Below are 16,449 nucleotides of genomic sequence, written 5' to 3' on the forward strand. Positions count from 1 at the left end.
TTTAAACCCCCAGTGCGCGTGCAATATCACGGCAGGCGTTCTGGTACTGTTCCGGCGTGAGTTTCTTTGAAAGCAGCTTTTGTTTTTGTTGTTCGTACTGTTCCCATACGCTTAGCGCAGCAACTCTTCTACCCTCGAAAACGTCTTCGATTTTCTCTCTATCCGCTGGTTCTCCGTTTAACAAAAAACCATTGCGATAGGTTATCTTCTCAATTGTTCTTAGCATTGGTCTTGCCTCTTGAATTAATGCACGCTGGTCTGACGTGGTATCGCATTTAACGCAATGACTGCATTATTAATATGGTGTGACATGTCACGACCCTCTAATAAAATTTCGCTAATTGCCTCAGCAAATCGCTGTATTGCAATTGAAGCTAGGTAATTTTTTGTATCACCACGAACGCGAGCTAATCTCGATGCTGGTAATGCAATTTCTATTGCCGGCATTAACTCAACTATTTTTCTGATAGATGCGGGGGAATCACCACGCAACCAACGAAATATCTGTTGCCGGTTATTATTAATCGCTTTCCAATCAGCCCTGCCCGATTCGTCTTCAATCACATGCAAACGCCCTTGTGACCTGTTTTTTACAATGCCTAAATAAGCACGGCTAACCTCAATAGCGACATGCTCTTGACCTTGCTCCGCTGCCCAATCCTCAATTTCAGAACGGACAATATCGATATCAAAATTCATCTACTCGCGTCTCCTGTCGCAAAATTGATTATTAAGAATCAGTTTTTATTTTTTAATCAAATACACTAATAAACAGTGAGCTGCATATGTTTAAAATAACAACATGATTTTAGGCAACATTCTTACTACCGCTGATTAACCATGATGGTTCGCACTTTAAAGCACTTGCGATCTCAATAATAAATCTAGGTTTTTTTATAAGTCCTGATTCAATTTGCTGGATAGATTGCTGCTTCAATCCAACCATATCTGCAAGTTCTGACTGAGTTAAATTGAGTTCAACTCGGCGACTCTTAACTCTTTCTGAAAGCGTATTCATTTGCGTCTCCTTTTTAACAAAGTTTCTTGTATTTAAAAACAAACTAACTTGTTTGTCAATTACAGGTTTTCTTGTAATCATCTTCTTGTATTTTTTAGGGGGTTATATGTCGATTTCTGAACGAGTTAAAAATAAAAGAATTCTTCTCAATCTGACTCAGGCAGAGTTAGCTGAAACCGTTGGAACTACCCAGCAATCGATAGAACAACTAGAAAGCGGAAAAACTAAGCGCCCTAGATTTTTACCTGAATTAGCAAAAGCATTATCTTGCTCAGTTGATTGGCTTGTCACAGGAAGAGAAAACAACAATGACTCACTCCCTCCGGAAAATGAGTGGGGAAATATTAAGTCATGGGATAGTAAAACCCCATTAGAATCTGATGAGGTTGAAGTTCCTTTCTACAAAGATATAGAGTTTGCCTGTGGTAATGGCAGCTGTATTGATATTGATTATAACGGCTTTAAATTGAGATTTTCTAAGTCAACACTACGTCGAATTGGCGCACCTACTGATGGGTCAACTATTGCATGTTTTCCTGCAAATGGGGATAGCATGGAACCAGTAATACCTAGCAATGCAGCTGTAGCAATTGACATGGCAAATAAAAAAATAATTGATGGTAAAGTCTACGCTATAGACCAAGACGGTCTAAAACGCTTAAAAATGTTATATAGAAGACCAGGTGGAAAACTAATTATTCGCAGTTATAACCGTGATGAATATGAAGATGAAGAAGCTGATGAAGACAGCGTGACGATTATCGGCAGAATGTTTTGGTATTCTGTTCTTGATTACTAAGGTAACTCTATGGAAAATTTCAAGTTAAAGCTTAAAAATCATGTGGACCATGTAAAACAGGTTGGGCAACACTGCTCAACAGAGGAAACCACAAAACAGGCGTTAATACTGCCTTTTCTCGATATCCTCGGCTTTAGCCCTTATGACCCACAAAAAGTTAAGGCAGAATACGGCGCTGATTTCCCTGGTGTAAAAGCAAATGAGCGTGTTGACTATGCGCTCTTTTGCCAAGATGTTCCCGTTATGTTCATTGAAGCCAAATGTTATTTTGAAAAATTAGATAACCATTGCCCTCAACTTTCTAGATATTTCAATTCCACACCTGAAGTCACTATATCAGCTATAACTAATGGATTGGAATGGCGTTTCTTTACTGATTTGAAACAAAAAAACGTTATGGATCCAACTCCATTCTTACGCATTAGAATGGATGAAATTAGTGATTCAGATGCAGGTCAATTATTTCGCTTTAGACACGATAAATTCAAACCTGAAGCATTAAGAACTCTAGCTGAAGAGAGCGTATATCTATCTGCTTTCACTAAAACTATTAGTTCAAGTCTAAGAGATGTTGATAGTGAGTTTGTTCGCTATGTTGCTAGCCGCTCGAATGTTGAAAGACAATTAAATCAGCGCTTTATCGATTCTATAACCCCTCTAGTCAAGCAAGCTGTTGAACGTTCTGTCAGTGCAATGGTAGTTTCAGGCTTATCTGGTAAGTTTACTTATGGCGAAGAGCCCGTAGAAACAGCAACAGAGGAAACTCAAGAGTCTAATGAATTAAAAGATATTATTGATCCTGATAATCCAAACATTATTACCACCACTAATGAATTAACTTTATTTGAAAAAATAAAACAGATCACCGGGTGTAATGAAATTGAATATAAAGATACTGAGTCTTACTTTGGTATCCTATATCAAGGTAAAGTTAATCGTTGGATAGTTAGATTCTACGATAAGAAAAATAGTGCTTATCTCATGGTTCCGATAGAGATTACTGACCTATTAGGTAATGAAATAAAGCGCGCAGGTTTAGAGTTAACAAATAACCGCATCACAATTCAATCCCCTGAAGATATATTAAGAATAACAGGTATCATTCTTGATTCGTTTGAATATGTAAAAAACGATGAAAACTTCAGAAAAAAATCAGCTAGTGAATAATTATTGTGTAATACCTTTCTGCCCTTGCTTAACGTAAGGGCTTTTTGTTTCCTCCTATCCTCTGTTTCTCTATTCACACCTCATTCAATGGAAAAACCATTTCTGCATACATTGATGTGATCCCCACCTCTTTTCCACAAAATTAAACAAAATAAATATCCTCATAAAAACAACCAACTACAAATAAATAAACAAAAATACAAATTTAAACAAGTTTTTCCATTTACTTTAATACAATTTATCTTGTATATTACAAACATCGAAACAAACAAGACCTCACAGCAAGTGTTTTGATAGGTGTTCAAACCAAATTTAGTTTTGCTGTTATGGCGTAGGAGAACCGTCGCACTCATAGCGACTGACCATGATTACCACGACATAACAGTGAATTTTTGCAGTACCAGGGAATTTAATTAGTTACCGACCAAAGCTACAAGGCAAGACCTGACAGCTCGGAAAGACGGGCATTATCATAAATGACAGGAGACATATTATGTATGTAGGTAAAAATGAAATGAAAAACATTAAATTAGCTGCTGTTTTAGCTTTTTGTAAGCTATTTCCTGAAGCCGTATACCACTGCTGTGGCGACAGTAAGGTTGTAACTCTTGAGTTTGATGAAGGCGTAAAAAAACCCACCTGAGTGGGTTCCTTTACCTCGGGTCGCCGACCAAAGCTAACCGAGAGTTCTACTAGCGCGACCAAACGCTAGAAGAGGCAAGACCAATGATAAATCACTGATCACAGTTATTTTAAAGGAGCTGCTATGAAAGCACAACCTAAAACCCTAAGTGTCACCCTTTACATTCATGCACAAAAGCAATTCGACGGTTCATATCGATACCGACCACTTCCATTCAAATACGATATGGAGTCAGGTTTAGGTTTTGTTGTATCTGAGCATACCGTTGAAATTCCATTTCAAGAGCTAAGTACTGAACAGTTAGTGAATGCTGAGATTGAGTCCTTACGCGCAGAACAAAACAAAATACTGGCTGATGCGCAGGTGAAATCCAGCTTACTGGAAGATCAGATCCAGATGCTGCTTTGTTTAGAAGGCAAGCCAATTTCTAAAATCGACGAAGAAATCCCTTATTAAGAGGCAAGACCAATGAAAACTTTTATTTGTGTATTTGAGCCAACGACCGAGGCTCGCTCCAATGGAGCAGTACCATTAACTATCGCTTTAAATGCAACTAACGAAAAGCTAGCTAGCGCATCAGCAATGATCAAGCTTTCAGAATCTTATCCGGAAGCCATGGATAATTTCAACACTGACGAACCTATCGTTTGTGAAGATGCTATGGGCTCCCCTCGCCCTGCTATCGGTGAGTTTGATGAAGTATTTGCTTCTCAAAATGAATTTAACGGCACTAGCTGGCAGCCTATCGTTTATAAAGACTTTAATAAATTAGCGCCGATGGTCCGTATTGCTGCAACCCTGCTATATGGCAAAACTCAGTTTACAGATGCGGAATATAGCCAAGCCATCAAATTCGTGCACGAAGGTAGCGATCAGCCAAAAATCCGTAATATCGGTAAAGGGCTGGCTAAAATCAGTGCTGTATGCACGATGGATGCAGAACAAACTATCGAAATTGCACAAGCCGTTTCTGAGTTCGCGGATGATGAAATCACCATTGAAGATGCTACCGCCCTCGGTGAAAGTTATTTGAAAGAAGAACCTAAGCAGGAAGTGACATCCGCAACAAAAAGTGAAAACGATGAGCCAATTCTCAAACGTGACTACGCCACGCTTGATATGGAGGTTGCCCTCGCATTAATTGGTGATGTTGATTTTGACGCTATCCGTAGTGCTGATATCCGTAAAGCTAAAGAATTAATGGCAGCTGAAGATAAAGCATGGAAACGTTTATCAATGGACTTGCGCGCACTCCCTAGCGTTCTCGATATCCCTCGCGAAAGTATCTTTTCACTAGTGACCGAAGCAAGAGTGAAACCAGAGCTATTTGATGATGCTAATGCCCGTAAAGCGTTTATTGATGCAAAACTTGGTACCGAAAATCCAAAAGTAACATCCTTGGGTAATGGTCGTTTTTCAGTTGATAACTTAGGTACTAAACCTGCTAATGATGGAGCGCCGGAAGAAACCATAAAGCAAGAAAAACAAAAGCGTACAACCAAGAAAAAGGACGCGCCGGCAAAAACTGAAAAAGAACCAGATTCGATTGTTATCGAAGTGGAACAAGCACCAGTAATTACTGAACAAGTTATCGTTGAGTCTGATGATTTTGAACAACGTGCGGACATCTTAGATGGACTTCTTAAAGATGGCTGCACTAACACTAAAATCTGGAAAAGCGTACAACGCACAGACCCTAGATTCACGAATCCTATACCAAATTCAAGTTATAACAAGACTGGAATTGGCTCCTACTATATGTTCATGCGCGCCACTGAAACATTTGGCCCTATTGGACAAGGTTGGGGATATGAAATACTAGAAGATAAAATGGTTGATGGAAACCCATTATTCGAATCTGTTTTTAATGATAAAAAAGAACAGGTTGGAGTGAGATATCTTAGAGATAATGACGGAAAATTAATTTTCGAATTAAATCATTCAGTCAAAATCAAATTTTGGTATCTAACACCAGATGGGATGCGCGGTGAATTTGAAAGTTACGGTGCTACAGTTTATAGAGATAAGAGAAAGAGTGGACTTAACTCAGATGAAGAGGTTTTTAAAAAATCACTTACCGATGCAATAAAGAAAGCACTATCAATGCTAGGTTTTAGTTCCGATATTTTTATGGGGATGTATGACAACCCAGAATATGTAGCAGCAAGTAAACTTGAATATGATATTAAAGCGGCAGTAGATGATGCCGATGAGATGGCTCGCATTAAAAAAGAGTTAGACGATAAGCTAACCAATAACGCTAAAGCAATGGAAAACGCCGTTACTAAAAGTGAGCTAGAAGGTATTTCCAATTCAATTATTCGCGAAATTAACATTCATATCAAATCAGCCAAAGAACGTAGAGACCAAGAAGTTGAAAAATACTTACGTGGTCGCTTACGTCGATTACAAGAAATTAAAGATAAGCGTTTAATCCAACTGGAACAAAAAGAAGAGGCAATCTAATGACCAAGACAACCGCTATTGCAATGGCTGCTGACTACAGCAAATTACAATTACTCGTCGAAAATGGCGAGTTTACTGCCGAAGATATCGCTGACACACTTCAAGGTATTGAAGGTGAATTAGGCGATAAACTTGACGCAATCATGCTCTACGCTCGTAATTTAGAAGGGCAAGCAAAAACATTAGATGAAGAATCTAAACGTTTGACTGACCGTAAAAAATCATTCGAAAACCAAGTCAAAAACCTGAAAAAATACGCGTTAGATTGCTTGTTAACATCGGGATTGGACAAGTTAAAAACAACTAAAAATACTTTCACGGCTCGCGCCGGTATTGTGCGGGTGATCATCGATAACGAAGCAGCTCTACCGGATGCATTAGTTGATGTTCAGATTATTACCGCACCAGATAAAAAGAAAATCAAAGAAGCAATTGAAAATGGCACTGATGTACCCGGTGCTCACTTAGAAATTGGCGATCGTTCATTGATGGTTCGTTAAATACTTTAGCGCCCAGTAATGGGCGCATATCAGGAGATATTTTTATGGACATGAAATTAGAAGTCATCATTACTCATGATGAAACCAGCAATAAATGCAGTGTTGAGTGGTCCACTGATACAACTGAACATGTGACAACTCAAGAAGAACATACGCTATCAATGGTAAAAAAAGCCGTTTTACTGCAACTAGGCTACCCAGCATCAACGGTAATTATTCACTAGCGTGACATGTCACAAACGAGGCAAGACCAATGCTAAGACATTTTCATAGTAACCAGAGACCAACCGTAAAATTGACCATGCCTGACGGTTCTGTAGGGTTTATAACGACAAATGACCGTTGTTATGTCGTTTATGATTTACCTAAAAATATCAAGATTGAGCCAGTAAAAGAGCCTCAATCCAAAGGGAGCAAATCATGATGTATGCTTTGTTTTTACTGATTTGCAGTGGTGCTGATTGCCTGTATAAACCTTACGGTTATACCTACCCTGACGAACAAAATTGTTTAATGGATAAAGCTACCTTAACTCAAAAAGGTATCTTATCTGAATGCTATCCAATTGATGAAATTATTTCGGTTGATTCTTTTAAGACTGGTAAGTGAGGGAATTATGTCAGGTCACCCACATGCAGACTTAATGGCCAAAGCAGCAGAAATAGCAAAGACAGATAAAGAGTGGTGGAAACACTTTGAAATCAGATTAACAAGGGGTCGTGTTTTTGAATGGCATCAGTTTCATTCTGCAGCGGTATTTTACCCTGATGACGTCTACCGATTCAGCCCGAAACCTAGCACTATAAAAATAGGAGATTACGATGTTCCTGAGCCAGTACGGAAACCTCTTGATGCTGGTCAGAAATATTGGGTTGTTAGCCTTGAATATGGTGCGTGTCCCCATATATGGACAGGCTCCAGTCTGGAAGTATATGGCTGGCTTGCGCGAGGGTTAATCCACCTAAACGAAGAAGCAGCAAGAACTCATATTTCGGCCCTACTCTCTTTTACAAAAATTGATTAAGCATAATCAGTTTTGTTCTTTAGTAATAATTAACATGGTGGTTTATTCAATAATGGATGACCACCATGAAACAACCACAATTAACCCCTTGGAGAACTGGGGAACAGTTATTAACTGAATTCGATATCAAACTAGGCAAGTTAGCTGCAAGTGTAAAAAATCGACCATGCACTGAAGCTGAAATAAAACATGCTTGTGATACTGCAGATAAGATCATTTTATTAATGATGAGGCAAGACCAGAATGAGAAAAAATATCACCGGAGGCTATGATGTCTCGAATGATTAAGCTAGAAGCATGGGCGCAATTAGAATTTGGTGATAGTGCCCCCACCCAACAAGTCTTAATTAAATACGCCAAAGCCAACATGATGATCCCCCCTGCTTTAAAGGTTGGTAAGCGTTGGATGATTGACCGTGATTCAAGGTACGTAGGTTTAGTTTCTAAACCTCAATTACCAGAACAAGCAAATGAAAAATTACTGAGGATTTTATCAGATGGCAGCAAGACCACGTTCTCATAAAATCACCATTCCAAATCTATACCGAAAATTAGATAAACGAAATGGAAAAACATACTGGCAGTATAAACACCCCTTAACTGGCGTATTTCACAGCCTCGGTACAGATGCCGAAGAAGCTACTCTGATTGCATCTCAAGCTAATACCATTATTGCAGAGCAGCAAACAAAGCAAATTTTAAGCATTAATGATCGCCTATCAAATATCAAAAATAAAAAAGTAGGGATCAGCGTTTCTAATTGGGTAGATAAATATTTAGAAATACAACAAGAGCGCGTTGAGCTTGGTGAATTAAAACCTAATTCATACAAACAAAAAATTAAGCCGATTAATTTATTCAAGCAACACTGTGGGTTATTTTCACTTAAAGACATTACAGCTTTGGAAATAGCTAAAATAACTGATTCAGTAAAAGCATTAGGTCATGACCGAATGGCCCAAGTAGTACGTATGGTTTTAATAGATGTATTTAAGGAAGCACAGCATGCAGGTCACGTTCCTCCTGGTTATAACCCTGCACTTGCGACAAAACAACCTCGAAATAGAGTAAAACGTGAACGTCTAACGTTCGAAGAGTGGAAAGTTATTTATGAACAAGCCAAAAACCATCCGCCATATTTGCAGTGCGGAATGTTACTAGCACTTGTAACTGGTCAGCGTATAGGTGATATAGCCAAAATGAAATTTTCAGATATTTGGGATGATATGTTGCACATTGAACAAGAGAAAACTGGATCTAAATTAGCTATTCCTCTTTCAATTAAGTGTGATGCAATTGATATGACACTTAAGCAAGTTATTTCAAAATGTCGTGACTCCGTTCTTAGCCAATATCTCGTGCACTATCGCCATACGACCTCTCAAGCACAGAGAGGTGAACAAGTTACAGCAAACACATTAACCACAACCTTTAAAAAAGCGAGAGATAAATGTGGGTTAACATGGCCAGAAAGATCGGCACCTTCATTTCATGAACAACGTTCTTTATCGGAAAGACTCTATCGAGAACAAGGTATCAATACTCAGAAACTTCTTGGCCATAAATCACAGAAAATGACTGATAAATATAATGATGACCGAGGTAAAGAATGGCAAATTATCGCGATCTAAATAGCCTATTATTTGAGCCGTTTTGGGGAGGGATTTTGGGGGAGTTTTGGGGAAGATTTTAATTGAACAAAAAATAAACGGGAGTTTTTATGCTCCCGTTCTTAATTACATCACGTAATAAATTACATGTGTTTAATGATTGCGTCGCCGAATTCGCTACATTTCAGTAATTTAGCGCCCTCTAACTGACGTTCGAAATCGTAAGTTACAGTTTTAGCCGCGATTGCGCCTTCCATACCTTTAACGATTAAGTCTGCCGCTTCAACCCAACCCATATGGCGCAGCATCATCTCTGCAGACAGAATGATAGAGCCTGGGTTTACTTTATCTTGACCAGCATATTTCGGTGCAGTCCCGTGAGTTGCTTCGAACAGTGCACATTCAGAACCAATGTTTGCGCCCGGAGCAATACCGATACCACCAACTTGCGCCGCTAATGCGTCAGAAATATAGTCACCGTTCAGGTTCATACACGCGATAACATCATATTCTGCTGGGCGCAGCAGGATTTGTTGTAAGAATGCATCTGCGATAACATCTTTAACAATGATATCTTTGCCAGTTTTTGGATTCTTGATTTTAACCCATGGACCGCCATCGATTAATTCACCGCCGAACTCGTCTTGTGCTAATTGGTAGCCCCAATCTTTAAATGCACCTTCAGTGAATTTCATAATGTTGCCTTTATGAACCAAAGTCACTGAATCACGGTTATTATCAATTGCATATTCAATCGCCGCGCGAACTAAACGTTTTGTGCCTTCCTCAGAACATGGCTTGATACCAATACCGCAATCTTGTGGGAAACGAATTTTCGTTACGCCCATTTCGTTTTGCAGGAATTTGATCACTTTGTCTGCTTCTGCGCTACCGGCTTTCCACTCGATACCTGCATAGATATCTTCTGAGTTTTCACGGAAAATCACCATATCTGTAAGTTCAGGCTGTTTAACTGGGCTTGGTGTGCCTTTGTAGTAACGAACTGGACGTAAGCAGATGTATAAATCAAGCTGTTGACGAAGTGCAACGTTGAGGGAACGAATGCCGCCACCAACTGGAGTGGTTAATGGGCCTTTAATAGAAACGCGGTAATCGCGGATTAAATCGAGGGTTTCTTGTGGTAACCAAACATCTTTGCCATATAACTGAGTGGATTTTTCACCCGTATAAATTTCCATCCAAGAAATTTTACGCTCACCGTTATAGGCTTTTTTAACTGCTGCATCGACAACTTTTAACATTGCTGGAGTGACATCAACCCCAATACCGTCACCTTCAATGAAAGGGATAATTGGGTTGTTCGGAACATGTAATTTGCCTTTTGCATCAATGGTAATTTTAGCGCCTTCTGCCGGAACTACTACTTTGCTATCCATTAACCTCTCCTTCACTTGCGTATTTTGCTTGTTAATTTTTTGTAAGAGACCTGTCAATACTACTGCAATCTGCGTCGAACGCCAATGATTACTAAACTAAGCTTTAATGCAGATCGCATTTAACGCATTATTTCCGTGTCTAAACACTCAACAAAAAAGAAATAAAACCAAATAAAATCAATATATTAAATCAATCCCAAGAACTATGGAAAGTTAAAATCCAAGCTAAATCATGGCCTAAATACTGAACGACCTTATTCCATAGCTTATCTAAAATACCCTATCCAAACATTCGTATTGCTCACAGAAATTAATATATTGTCATATTATCTTTATGATTTAATAGATTTAATTAAATTATTCGCACTTAATGGTTTTAATGCACACAACCCAAAACTGTATTGATTTTAAACAATTTTAAATTATTTTCGATTTTATTGAATTCTATTTAAATAAATAATGAGGCTCCTTAATAGATTAAGAAAGATAAACTTTTATTCATTAAAAATATAATTATTAATTCAAGATAAATATAAAGGTGAGTATATGGAAAAGTTATCTGACTTAATTAATCTCAAGCAAAAAGCATTTTCACAGCATCCTTTTTTTCTAAAACCCATCAACCCATCCTTGTCAGCCAAAGAGTCTCTAGCATTTTTACCGAGACTTACGTTCTTTATTTTGGCGTTTGGTGATATTAATAAATACATTCTTCCCTTTGAAAATCCTCAAAATGATTTAGAAATAGCGGTGAATAATCATGCTTTAGAAGATTCCGATCATTGGTATTGGTATATCGATGATCTCCGCACATTGCGAATGAATGAGCCACAACTCTTTACGGATACCTTAGTGTGGTTGTGGTCACCACAAATGGAAGCTAACCGTAAGCTCGTCTATGAATTAATCAGCGCTATCGCCAATCAACCCGCTAAAATTCGCTTAGCCGTCATTGAATGCATGGAAGCAACAGGGCGTACATTCTTCACTTACGTCAATCAAATCGCTAAATTATCGCCAATACCACTGAAATATTGTGGGGAGCTTCATTTAGTCCACGAATCTGGTCATGCTATGGGCAGTGATGCAGAATTAATTGATACCATTAATTATACGGGAGAAGAACACGCTCTTTGTGTGCATTTAATAGAACGAATATTTATCGCTTTTTCTCATTTTTTCGATGAAATAAATCAGTAAATCATAAATCAATATTCCGTAAATCAAGGGAGAGCTACCTGCTGCTTGCTCATCTCTCTCCCTTAGATGAGCGACCAAAACACCCTTACTTTATCGTCAAAATATCGCTATTCTATTGCACATTAAATAAATGACTCTCAACAAAGAATGATGAACGCACCTAATCGCAACCGTACTAAGCAAACGACGCCACATTCAAAGCAACGTCGTTCGTTGGCAATAAATTCATCCTCTCGCGGAAGTCGCCCTTCCCAGCCACGCAAAGTAATTATTTTTAATAAACCATTTGATGTACTGCCGCAATTTACGGATGAACAAGGGCGAGAAACGCTAAAAAATTATATTCCCATCTCTGATGTTTATGCCGCGGGGCGTTTGGATAGAGATAGTGAAGGTCTGTTAGTCCTCACCAATGACGGTAAATTACAAGCTCAGCTTACCCAACCGCAGAAAAAAACAGGAAAAATCTACTATGCTCAAGTAGAAGGTATCCCCGATGAAAGCGCCCTCACGAAATTTCGTCAAGGATTAACTCTAAATGATGGGCCCACACTACCTGCAGGCATCGAATTAGTCAGTGAGCCAGAATGGTTATGGGCACGAGTTCCGCCAATCCGTGAGCGTAAAAATATTCCCACTTCTTGGTTGAAGATCACGCTTTATGAAGGCAGAAATCGGCAAGTTCGTCGGATGACTGCCAATATTGGTTTTCCTACATTGCGATTAATACGCTATGCCATGGGAAATTTTACACTCGATAACTTATCTTCCGGTGAATGGAAGGAGGTCACTGTTGTTTAAACCCAATGTTACCGTTGCCACCATTGTCCATGCCCAAGGGCGTTTTTTAGTGGTCGAAGAGTGGGTTAATAACAAACCCACATGGAATCAACCCGCAGGACACCTTGAAGCCGATGAAACATTAGTGCAAGCTGCCGCGCGTGAACTTTATGAAGAGACTGGCATTATTGGTGAACCCCAAGCATTAATTAAAATTCACCAGTGGGTAGCCCCCGATAACACCCAATTTATTCGCGTCTTATTTTCCCTTGAGTTGGATACTCCCTGCGAAACCCATCCCCATGATGATGATATCAGCGCTTGTCATTGGGTTAACGCAGACGAAATTCTGACTAGCCAATGCCTTCGCTCCCCTTTAGTGGCCCAAAGTATCCGCTGCTACCAAGAAGGTACTCGCTATCCTTTGAGCGTTTTAGCCGCCTTCGGTGATCATTACGAGTAACATTATTCTCCTAATGCTGGTGCAACAAGGGGGCAACGTGCTAGAGTATGGGGCTTGATTTTTCCGCATTGAGACTATTTCCCATGTCAAATAACAGTACCAAATCAGATAACAGCCAAATTAAGGTCATCGTCGGTATGTCCGGTGGTGTTGATTCATCCGTTTCCGCTTACCTACTCAAGCAGCAAGGGTATCAGGTGGTCGGTCTGTTTATGAAAAACTGGGAAGAAGACGATAACGAAGAATACTGTACCGCAGCGACTGACCTTGCAGATGCGCAAGCAGTATGCGACAAACTCGGTATCGAACTGCGCACCATCAACTTTGCCGCTGAATATTGGGACAATGTATTCGAACACTTTTTAGAAGAATACAAAGCGGGTCGTACCCCAAACCCGGATATTTTGTGCAACAAAGAGATCAAATTTAAAGCGTTCTTAGAATTTGCCGCAGAAGATCTAGGCGCAGATTATATTGCAACAGGTCACTATGTTCGTCGCCGTGATGTGGATGGCAAAAGCCAATTACTACGCGGCTTAGACAACAACAAAGACCAAAGCTACTTCCTGTATACCCTCAGCCATGAACAAGTGGCAAAAAGCTTATTCCCTGTGGGTGAGTTAGAGAAGCCTGAAGTGCGTCGTATTGCCGAAGAAATTGGCTTAGTGACCGCGAAGAAAAAAGACTCTACCGGGATCTGCTTTATTGGTGAGCGTAAATTCCGCGACTTCCTTGGTCGCTACCTCCCTGCTCAACCTGGCCCAATCGTCACCGTTGACGGTGAAACCATTGGCCAGCACGAAGGTTTGATGTACCACACATTAGGTCAACGTAAAGGGTTAGGCATTGGTGGCACCAAAGACGGTTCTGAAGAGCCATGGTATGTGGTCGATAAAGACGTTGAAAAAAATCAATTGATTGTGGCTCAAGGTCATGAACATCCACGTTTGATGTCTACAGGCTTAATTGCTCAGCAATTAGATTGGGTCGATAGACAAACATTAGCTGCGCCATTGCGCTGCGTGGTGAAAACCCGTTACCGTCAAGCCGATATCCCTTGTACAATCACCCCATTGAGCGCCGAGAAAATCCAAGTCACTTTCGATTATCCGGTTGCGGCTGTTACTCCGGGACAATCTGCGGTATTTTATATCGACGAAGTCTGCCTCGGTGGCGGCGTTATTGAAGCCCGTATTCAGGAGTAAATGTGGCTAAAAACTATTACGATATCACGCTAGCCTTAGCGGGTATCTGCCAAGCAAGTCTGATGGTACAAAAACTCGCTCATGAAGGTACCTTTAATGAGCAAGATGGTAAAACCATGGTCAATAGCCTGACCAACATGAATCCATCCACCACGCTGGATGTATTCGGTAATGATGAAGCGAATTTAAAAACCGGTTTAACGGCCCTGCAGGGTATGTTAACTGGTGGTAATAGCGGGATCTCTGCAGAGATGACCCGCTATATGCTTAGCATCATGGCGCTAGAGCGCCGCTTAAGCAAAGATGACAATGCCATGAACCAACTCGGTCAGCGAATTGAGCAATTTGAACGTCAAGCCAGCTATTTCGAACCGATGTCTGAAGGCGTTTTTAACGCACTCGCCGGAATTTATGTGGATGTAGTCAGTCCAGCAGGTCCCCGCATTCAAGTGACTGGTTCTCCTGATATTCTGAAAAATACCGTTGTTCAAGCCAAAGTTAGAGCCACATTGCTCGCAGGTATTCGCTGCGCAGTTCTCTGGCAGCAAGTTGGTGGAAGTCGCCTCCAACTGATGTTTTCTCGAAGCCGTCTGTCTAATCAGGCGAAACAAATTTTGTCTCACCTATAAATCTGGAGTTGCTACCAATGGAATTATCCTCACTGACCGCTGTATCCCCGATTGACGGCCGTTACGGTGATAAAGTCAGCGCTTTACGCACTATTTTTAGTGAGTTTGGCTTACTGAAATTTCGTGTGCAAGTTGAAGTTCGCTGGCTGCAAAAACTGGCTGCAACCGCTCAAATCAAAGAAGTTCCTTCATTTGATGCTGACGCAATCGCTTACTTAGATGAAATCGTCGCGAACTTCTGCGAAAAAGATGCAATGCGTATCAAAGAAATTGAGCGCACAACTAACCACGATGTTAAAGCAGTAGAGTATTTCCTAAAAGAAAAAGTGGCGCATATCCCTGCTCTGCATGCGGTCTCTGAGTTTATTCACTTTGCTTGTACATCTGAAGATATCAATAACCTGTCCCATGCATTGATGCTAAAAACTGCTCGTGAAGAGGTTTTATTACCACAATGGCGTCAAATTATTGATAAAGTTAAAGCGATGGCGCACGAATACCGTACTTTACCTTTACTGTCACGTACCCATGGACAGCCAGCAACACCCTCTACTATCGGTAAAGAATTTGCTAACGTTGCGTACCGTTTAGAGCGCCAATTCCGCCAGCTAGAGCAAGTGGAAATCTTAGGTAAAATCAATGGTGCGGTCGGTAACTATAACGCCCACATTGCCGCTTATCCAGAAGTTAACTGGCACGAATTCAGTGAAACATTCGTGACCTCACTGGGCATTCAATGGAACCCGTTCACCACACAAATCGAACCGCACGACTATATCGCAGAACTGTTTGATTGTGTTGCACGTTTCAACACTATCGTGCTGGACTTTGACCGTGATATCTGGGGCTATGTGGCTTTAAACCACTTTAAGCAAAAAACCATTGCCGGTGAAATTGGCTCATCCACTATGCCACACAAAGTTAACCCTATCGATTTCGAAAACTCAGAAGGTAACTTAGGTTTAGCAAATGCGGTATTAGGCCATTTAGCAAGCAAATTGCCAGTTTCTCGCTGGCAGCGAGACCTGACTGACTCAACCGTTCTGCGTAACTTAGGTGTCGGCTTAGGTTATGCTCTGATTGCTTACCAATCCACAATGAAGGGCTTGAACAAGTTAGAAGTTAACGAGCAGCATTTATTGGATGAATTAGATCAAAACTGGGAAGTGTTAGCAGAGCCAATTCAAACTGTAATGCGTCGTTATGGTATCGAAAAACCGTATGAAAAACTGAAAGAACTGACTCGTGGTAAACGTGTTACCGCTGAAGGCATGAAACAGTTTATCGATGGTTTAGAGCTTCCAGAAAGCGAAAAAGAGCGTCTAAAAGCAATGACGCCTGCCAACTACATTGGCTATGCAGTTAATTTCATTGATGAAATCAAGTAATCAATAATGATTAAAACAGGTGGCATTCAGTCACCTGTTTTTTCTTATTTCCCAGGACATCTCAGATTCGATTATTTTTCCGATCTGTTTGACTTATATTTAGTTAAGACCTTGTTCCCTATCCCATCTATTTCTACCATACTCATTATAATATTCTCAT

General features: G+C 40.2%; 22 protein-coding genes. 18 read left to right on the forward strand and 4 right to left on the reverse strand.

From position 1 onward, the window contains the following. Position 1 precedes the first annotated feature (1 nt). The 3 genes from LDO51_RS17450 to LDO51_RS17460 all read right to left on the reverse strand — a co-directional run bounded on the left by LDO51_RS17450 (position 2) and on the right by LDO51_RS17460 (position 1,018). Positions 2 to 226 (reverse strand): hypothetical protein, encoded by a 225-nt coding sequence (locus tag LDO51_RS17450; protein ID WP_225575566.1) that lies wholly within the window; start codon positions 224 to 226, stop codon positions 2 to 4. 17 nt (positions 227 to 243) lie between these two features. Continuing rightward, entirely contained in the window at positions 244 to 699 is a 456-nt protein-coding gene (locus tag LDO51_RS17455) for a toxin YdaT family protein (RefSeq protein WP_225575567.1), read from the reverse strand. A gap of 109 nt (positions 700 to 808) precedes the next feature. Beyond that, entirely contained in the window at positions 809 to 1,018 is a 210-nt protein-coding gene (locus LDO51_RS17460; RefSeq protein ID WP_039855066.1) for a helix-turn-helix domain-containing protein, read from the reverse strand. A gap of 106 nt (positions 1,019 to 1,124) precedes the next feature. Here LDO51_RS17460 and LDO51_RS17465 point away from each other — a divergent pair, with 106 nt between their 5' ends. From LDO51_RS17465 to LDO51_RS17520, 12 genes are all read left to right on the forward strand, one after another. Further along, complete coding sequence (locus LDO51_RS17465; protein WP_225575568.1) at positions 1,125 to 1,817, forward strand: XRE family transcriptional regulator; 693 nt, start codon at positions 1,125 to 1,127, stop codon at positions 1,815 to 1,817. Between the two features lie 9 nt (positions 1,818 to 1,826). Next, positions 1,827 to 2,984 carry a type I restriction endonuclease gene (locus LDO51_RS17470; protein WP_225575569.1) on the forward strand — a complete coding sequence of 386 codons (1,158 nt, stop codon included), beginning with the start codon at positions 1,827 to 1,829 and terminating at the stop codon, positions 2,982 to 2,984. Positions 2,985 to 3,477: 493 nt separating this feature from the next. Continuing rightward, positions 3,478 to 3,627 (forward strand): hypothetical protein, encoded by a 150-nt coding sequence (locus tag LDO51_RS17475; protein WP_225575570.1) that lies wholly within the window; start codon positions 3,478 to 3,480, stop codon positions 3,625 to 3,627. Between the two features lie 123 nt (positions 3,628 to 3,750). Next, entirely contained in the window at positions 3,751 to 4,083 is a 333-nt protein-coding gene (locus LDO51_RS17480) for a hypothetical protein (protein ID WP_225575571.1), read from the forward strand. Between the two features lie 12 nt (positions 4,084 to 4,095). Next, positions 4,096 to 6,093 carry a hypothetical protein gene (locus tag LDO51_RS17485; protein ID WP_225575572.1) on the forward strand — a complete coding sequence of 666 codons (1,998 nt, stop codon included), beginning with the start codon at positions 4,096 to 4,098 and terminating at the stop codon, positions 6,091 to 6,093. Continuing rightward, positions 6,093 to 6,593 carry a siphovirus Gp157 family protein gene (locus LDO51_RS17490; RefSeq protein WP_225575573.1) on the forward strand — a complete coding sequence of 167 codons (501 nt, stop codon included), beginning with the start codon at positions 6,093 to 6,095 and terminating at the stop codon, positions 6,591 to 6,593. The genes LDO51_RS17485 and LDO51_RS17490 overlap by 1 nt, the downstream gene beginning before the upstream one ends. 44 nt (positions 6,594 to 6,637) lie before the next feature. Then, the gene (locus tag LDO51_RS17495; RefSeq protein WP_225575574.1) at positions 6,638 to 6,817 is read left to right on the forward strand and encodes a hypothetical protein; all 180 of its coding nucleotides are present in this window, start codon (positions 6,638 to 6,640) and stop codon (positions 6,815 to 6,817) included. A gap of 196 nt (positions 6,818 to 7,013) precedes the next feature. Then, positions 7,014 to 7,202 carry a YebW family protein gene (locus LDO51_RS19840; RefSeq protein WP_225575575.1) on the forward strand — a complete coding sequence of 63 codons (189 nt, stop codon included), beginning with the start codon at positions 7,014 to 7,016 and terminating at the stop codon, positions 7,200 to 7,202. A gap of 7 nt (positions 7,203 to 7,209) precedes the next feature. Then, positions 7,210 to 7,617, forward strand: a complete 408-nt coding sequence (locus LDO51_RS17505; protein WP_225575576.1) for a hypothetical protein — start codon at positions 7,210 to 7,212, stop codon at positions 7,615 to 7,617. Between the two features lie 65 nt (positions 7,618 to 7,682). Beyond that, entirely contained in the window at positions 7,683 to 7,889 is a 207-nt protein-coding gene (locus LDO51_RS17510; RefSeq protein ID WP_225575577.1) for a hypothetical protein, read from the forward strand. Next, on the forward strand, positions 7,889 to 8,140 hold the full coding sequence (locus LDO51_RS17515; protein WP_225575578.1) for an excisionase: 252 nt from the start codon (positions 7,889 to 7,891) through the stop codon (positions 8,138 to 8,140). The genes LDO51_RS17510 and LDO51_RS17515 overlap by 1 nt, the downstream gene beginning before the upstream one ends. Continuing rightward, positions 8,115 to 9,248, forward strand: coding sequence for a phage integrase Arm DNA-binding domain-containing protein (locus LDO51_RS17520; RefSeq protein WP_225575579.1), 1,134 nt, complete (start codon positions 8,115 to 8,117; stop codon positions 9,246 to 9,248). The genes LDO51_RS17515 and LDO51_RS17520 overlap by 26 nt, the downstream gene beginning before the upstream one ends. A 122-nt stretch (positions 9,249 to 9,370) precedes the next feature. On the opposite strand, the gene icd is transcribed toward LDO51_RS17520, so the two are convergent. Then, complete coding sequence (gene icd, locus LDO51_RS17525; RefSeq protein WP_224057822.1) at positions 9,371 to 10,624, reverse strand: NADP-dependent isocitrate dehydrogenase; 1,254 nt, start codon at positions 10,622 to 10,624, stop codon at positions 9,371 to 9,373. A 546-nt stretch (positions 10,625 to 11,170) separates the two neighbouring features. On the opposite strand from icd, the gene LDO51_RS17530 reads away from it, so the two are divergent. The 6 genes from LDO51_RS17530 to purB all read left to right on the forward strand — a co-directional run bounded on the left by LDO51_RS17530 (position 11,171) and on the right by purB (position 16,289). Then, positions 11,171 to 11,824: a hypothetical protein gene (locus LDO51_RS17530; RefSeq protein ID WP_225575580.1), complete on the forward strand. Its 654-nt coding sequence runs from the start codon at positions 11,171 to 11,173 to the stop codon at positions 11,822 to 11,824. 150 nt (positions 11,825 to 11,974) lie between these two features. Then, positions 11,975 to 12,625 carry a 23S rRNA pseudouridine(2457) synthase RluE gene (rluE, locus tag LDO51_RS17535; RefSeq protein ID WP_225577303.1) on the forward strand — a complete coding sequence of 217 codons (651 nt, stop codon included), beginning with the start codon at positions 11,975 to 11,977 and terminating at the stop codon, positions 12,623 to 12,625. Beyond that, entirely contained in the window at positions 12,618 to 13,067 is a 450-nt protein-coding gene (locus tag LDO51_RS17540; protein ID WP_225575581.1) for an NUDIX hydrolase, read from the forward strand. The genes rluE and LDO51_RS17540 overlap by 8 nt, the downstream gene beginning before the upstream one ends. 83 nt (positions 13,068 to 13,150) lie before the next feature. After that, positions 13,151 to 14,272 (forward strand): tRNA 2-thiouridine(34) synthase MnmA, encoded by a 1,122-nt coding sequence (mnmA, locus tag LDO51_RS17545; RefSeq protein WP_225575582.1) that lies wholly within the window; start codon positions 13,151 to 13,153, stop codon positions 14,270 to 14,272. Between the two features lie 2 nt (positions 14,273 to 14,274). Continuing rightward, a complete protein-coding gene (hflD, locus tag LDO51_RS17550; RefSeq protein ID WP_225575583.1) occupies positions 14,275 to 14,901 on the forward strand; it encodes a high frequency lysogenization protein HflD in 627 nt (208 codons plus the stop codon). A 17-nt stretch (positions 14,902 to 14,918) separates the two neighbouring features. Beyond that, positions 14,919 to 16,289 carry an adenylosuccinate lyase gene (gene purB / locus LDO51_RS17555; protein WP_154627130.1) on the forward strand — a complete coding sequence of 457 codons (1,371 nt, stop codon included), beginning with the start codon at positions 14,919 to 14,921 and terminating at the stop codon, positions 16,287 to 16,289. The last annotated feature ends 160 nt before the right edge of the window (positions 16,290 to 16,449 follow it).

Origin of the sequence: Providencia alcalifaciens (genome assembly GCF_020271745.1) — a bacterium.
GTDB classification, from domain to species: Bacteria; Pseudomonadota; Gammaproteobacteria; order Enterobacterales; family Enterobacteriaceae; genus Providencia; species Providencia alcalifaciens_B.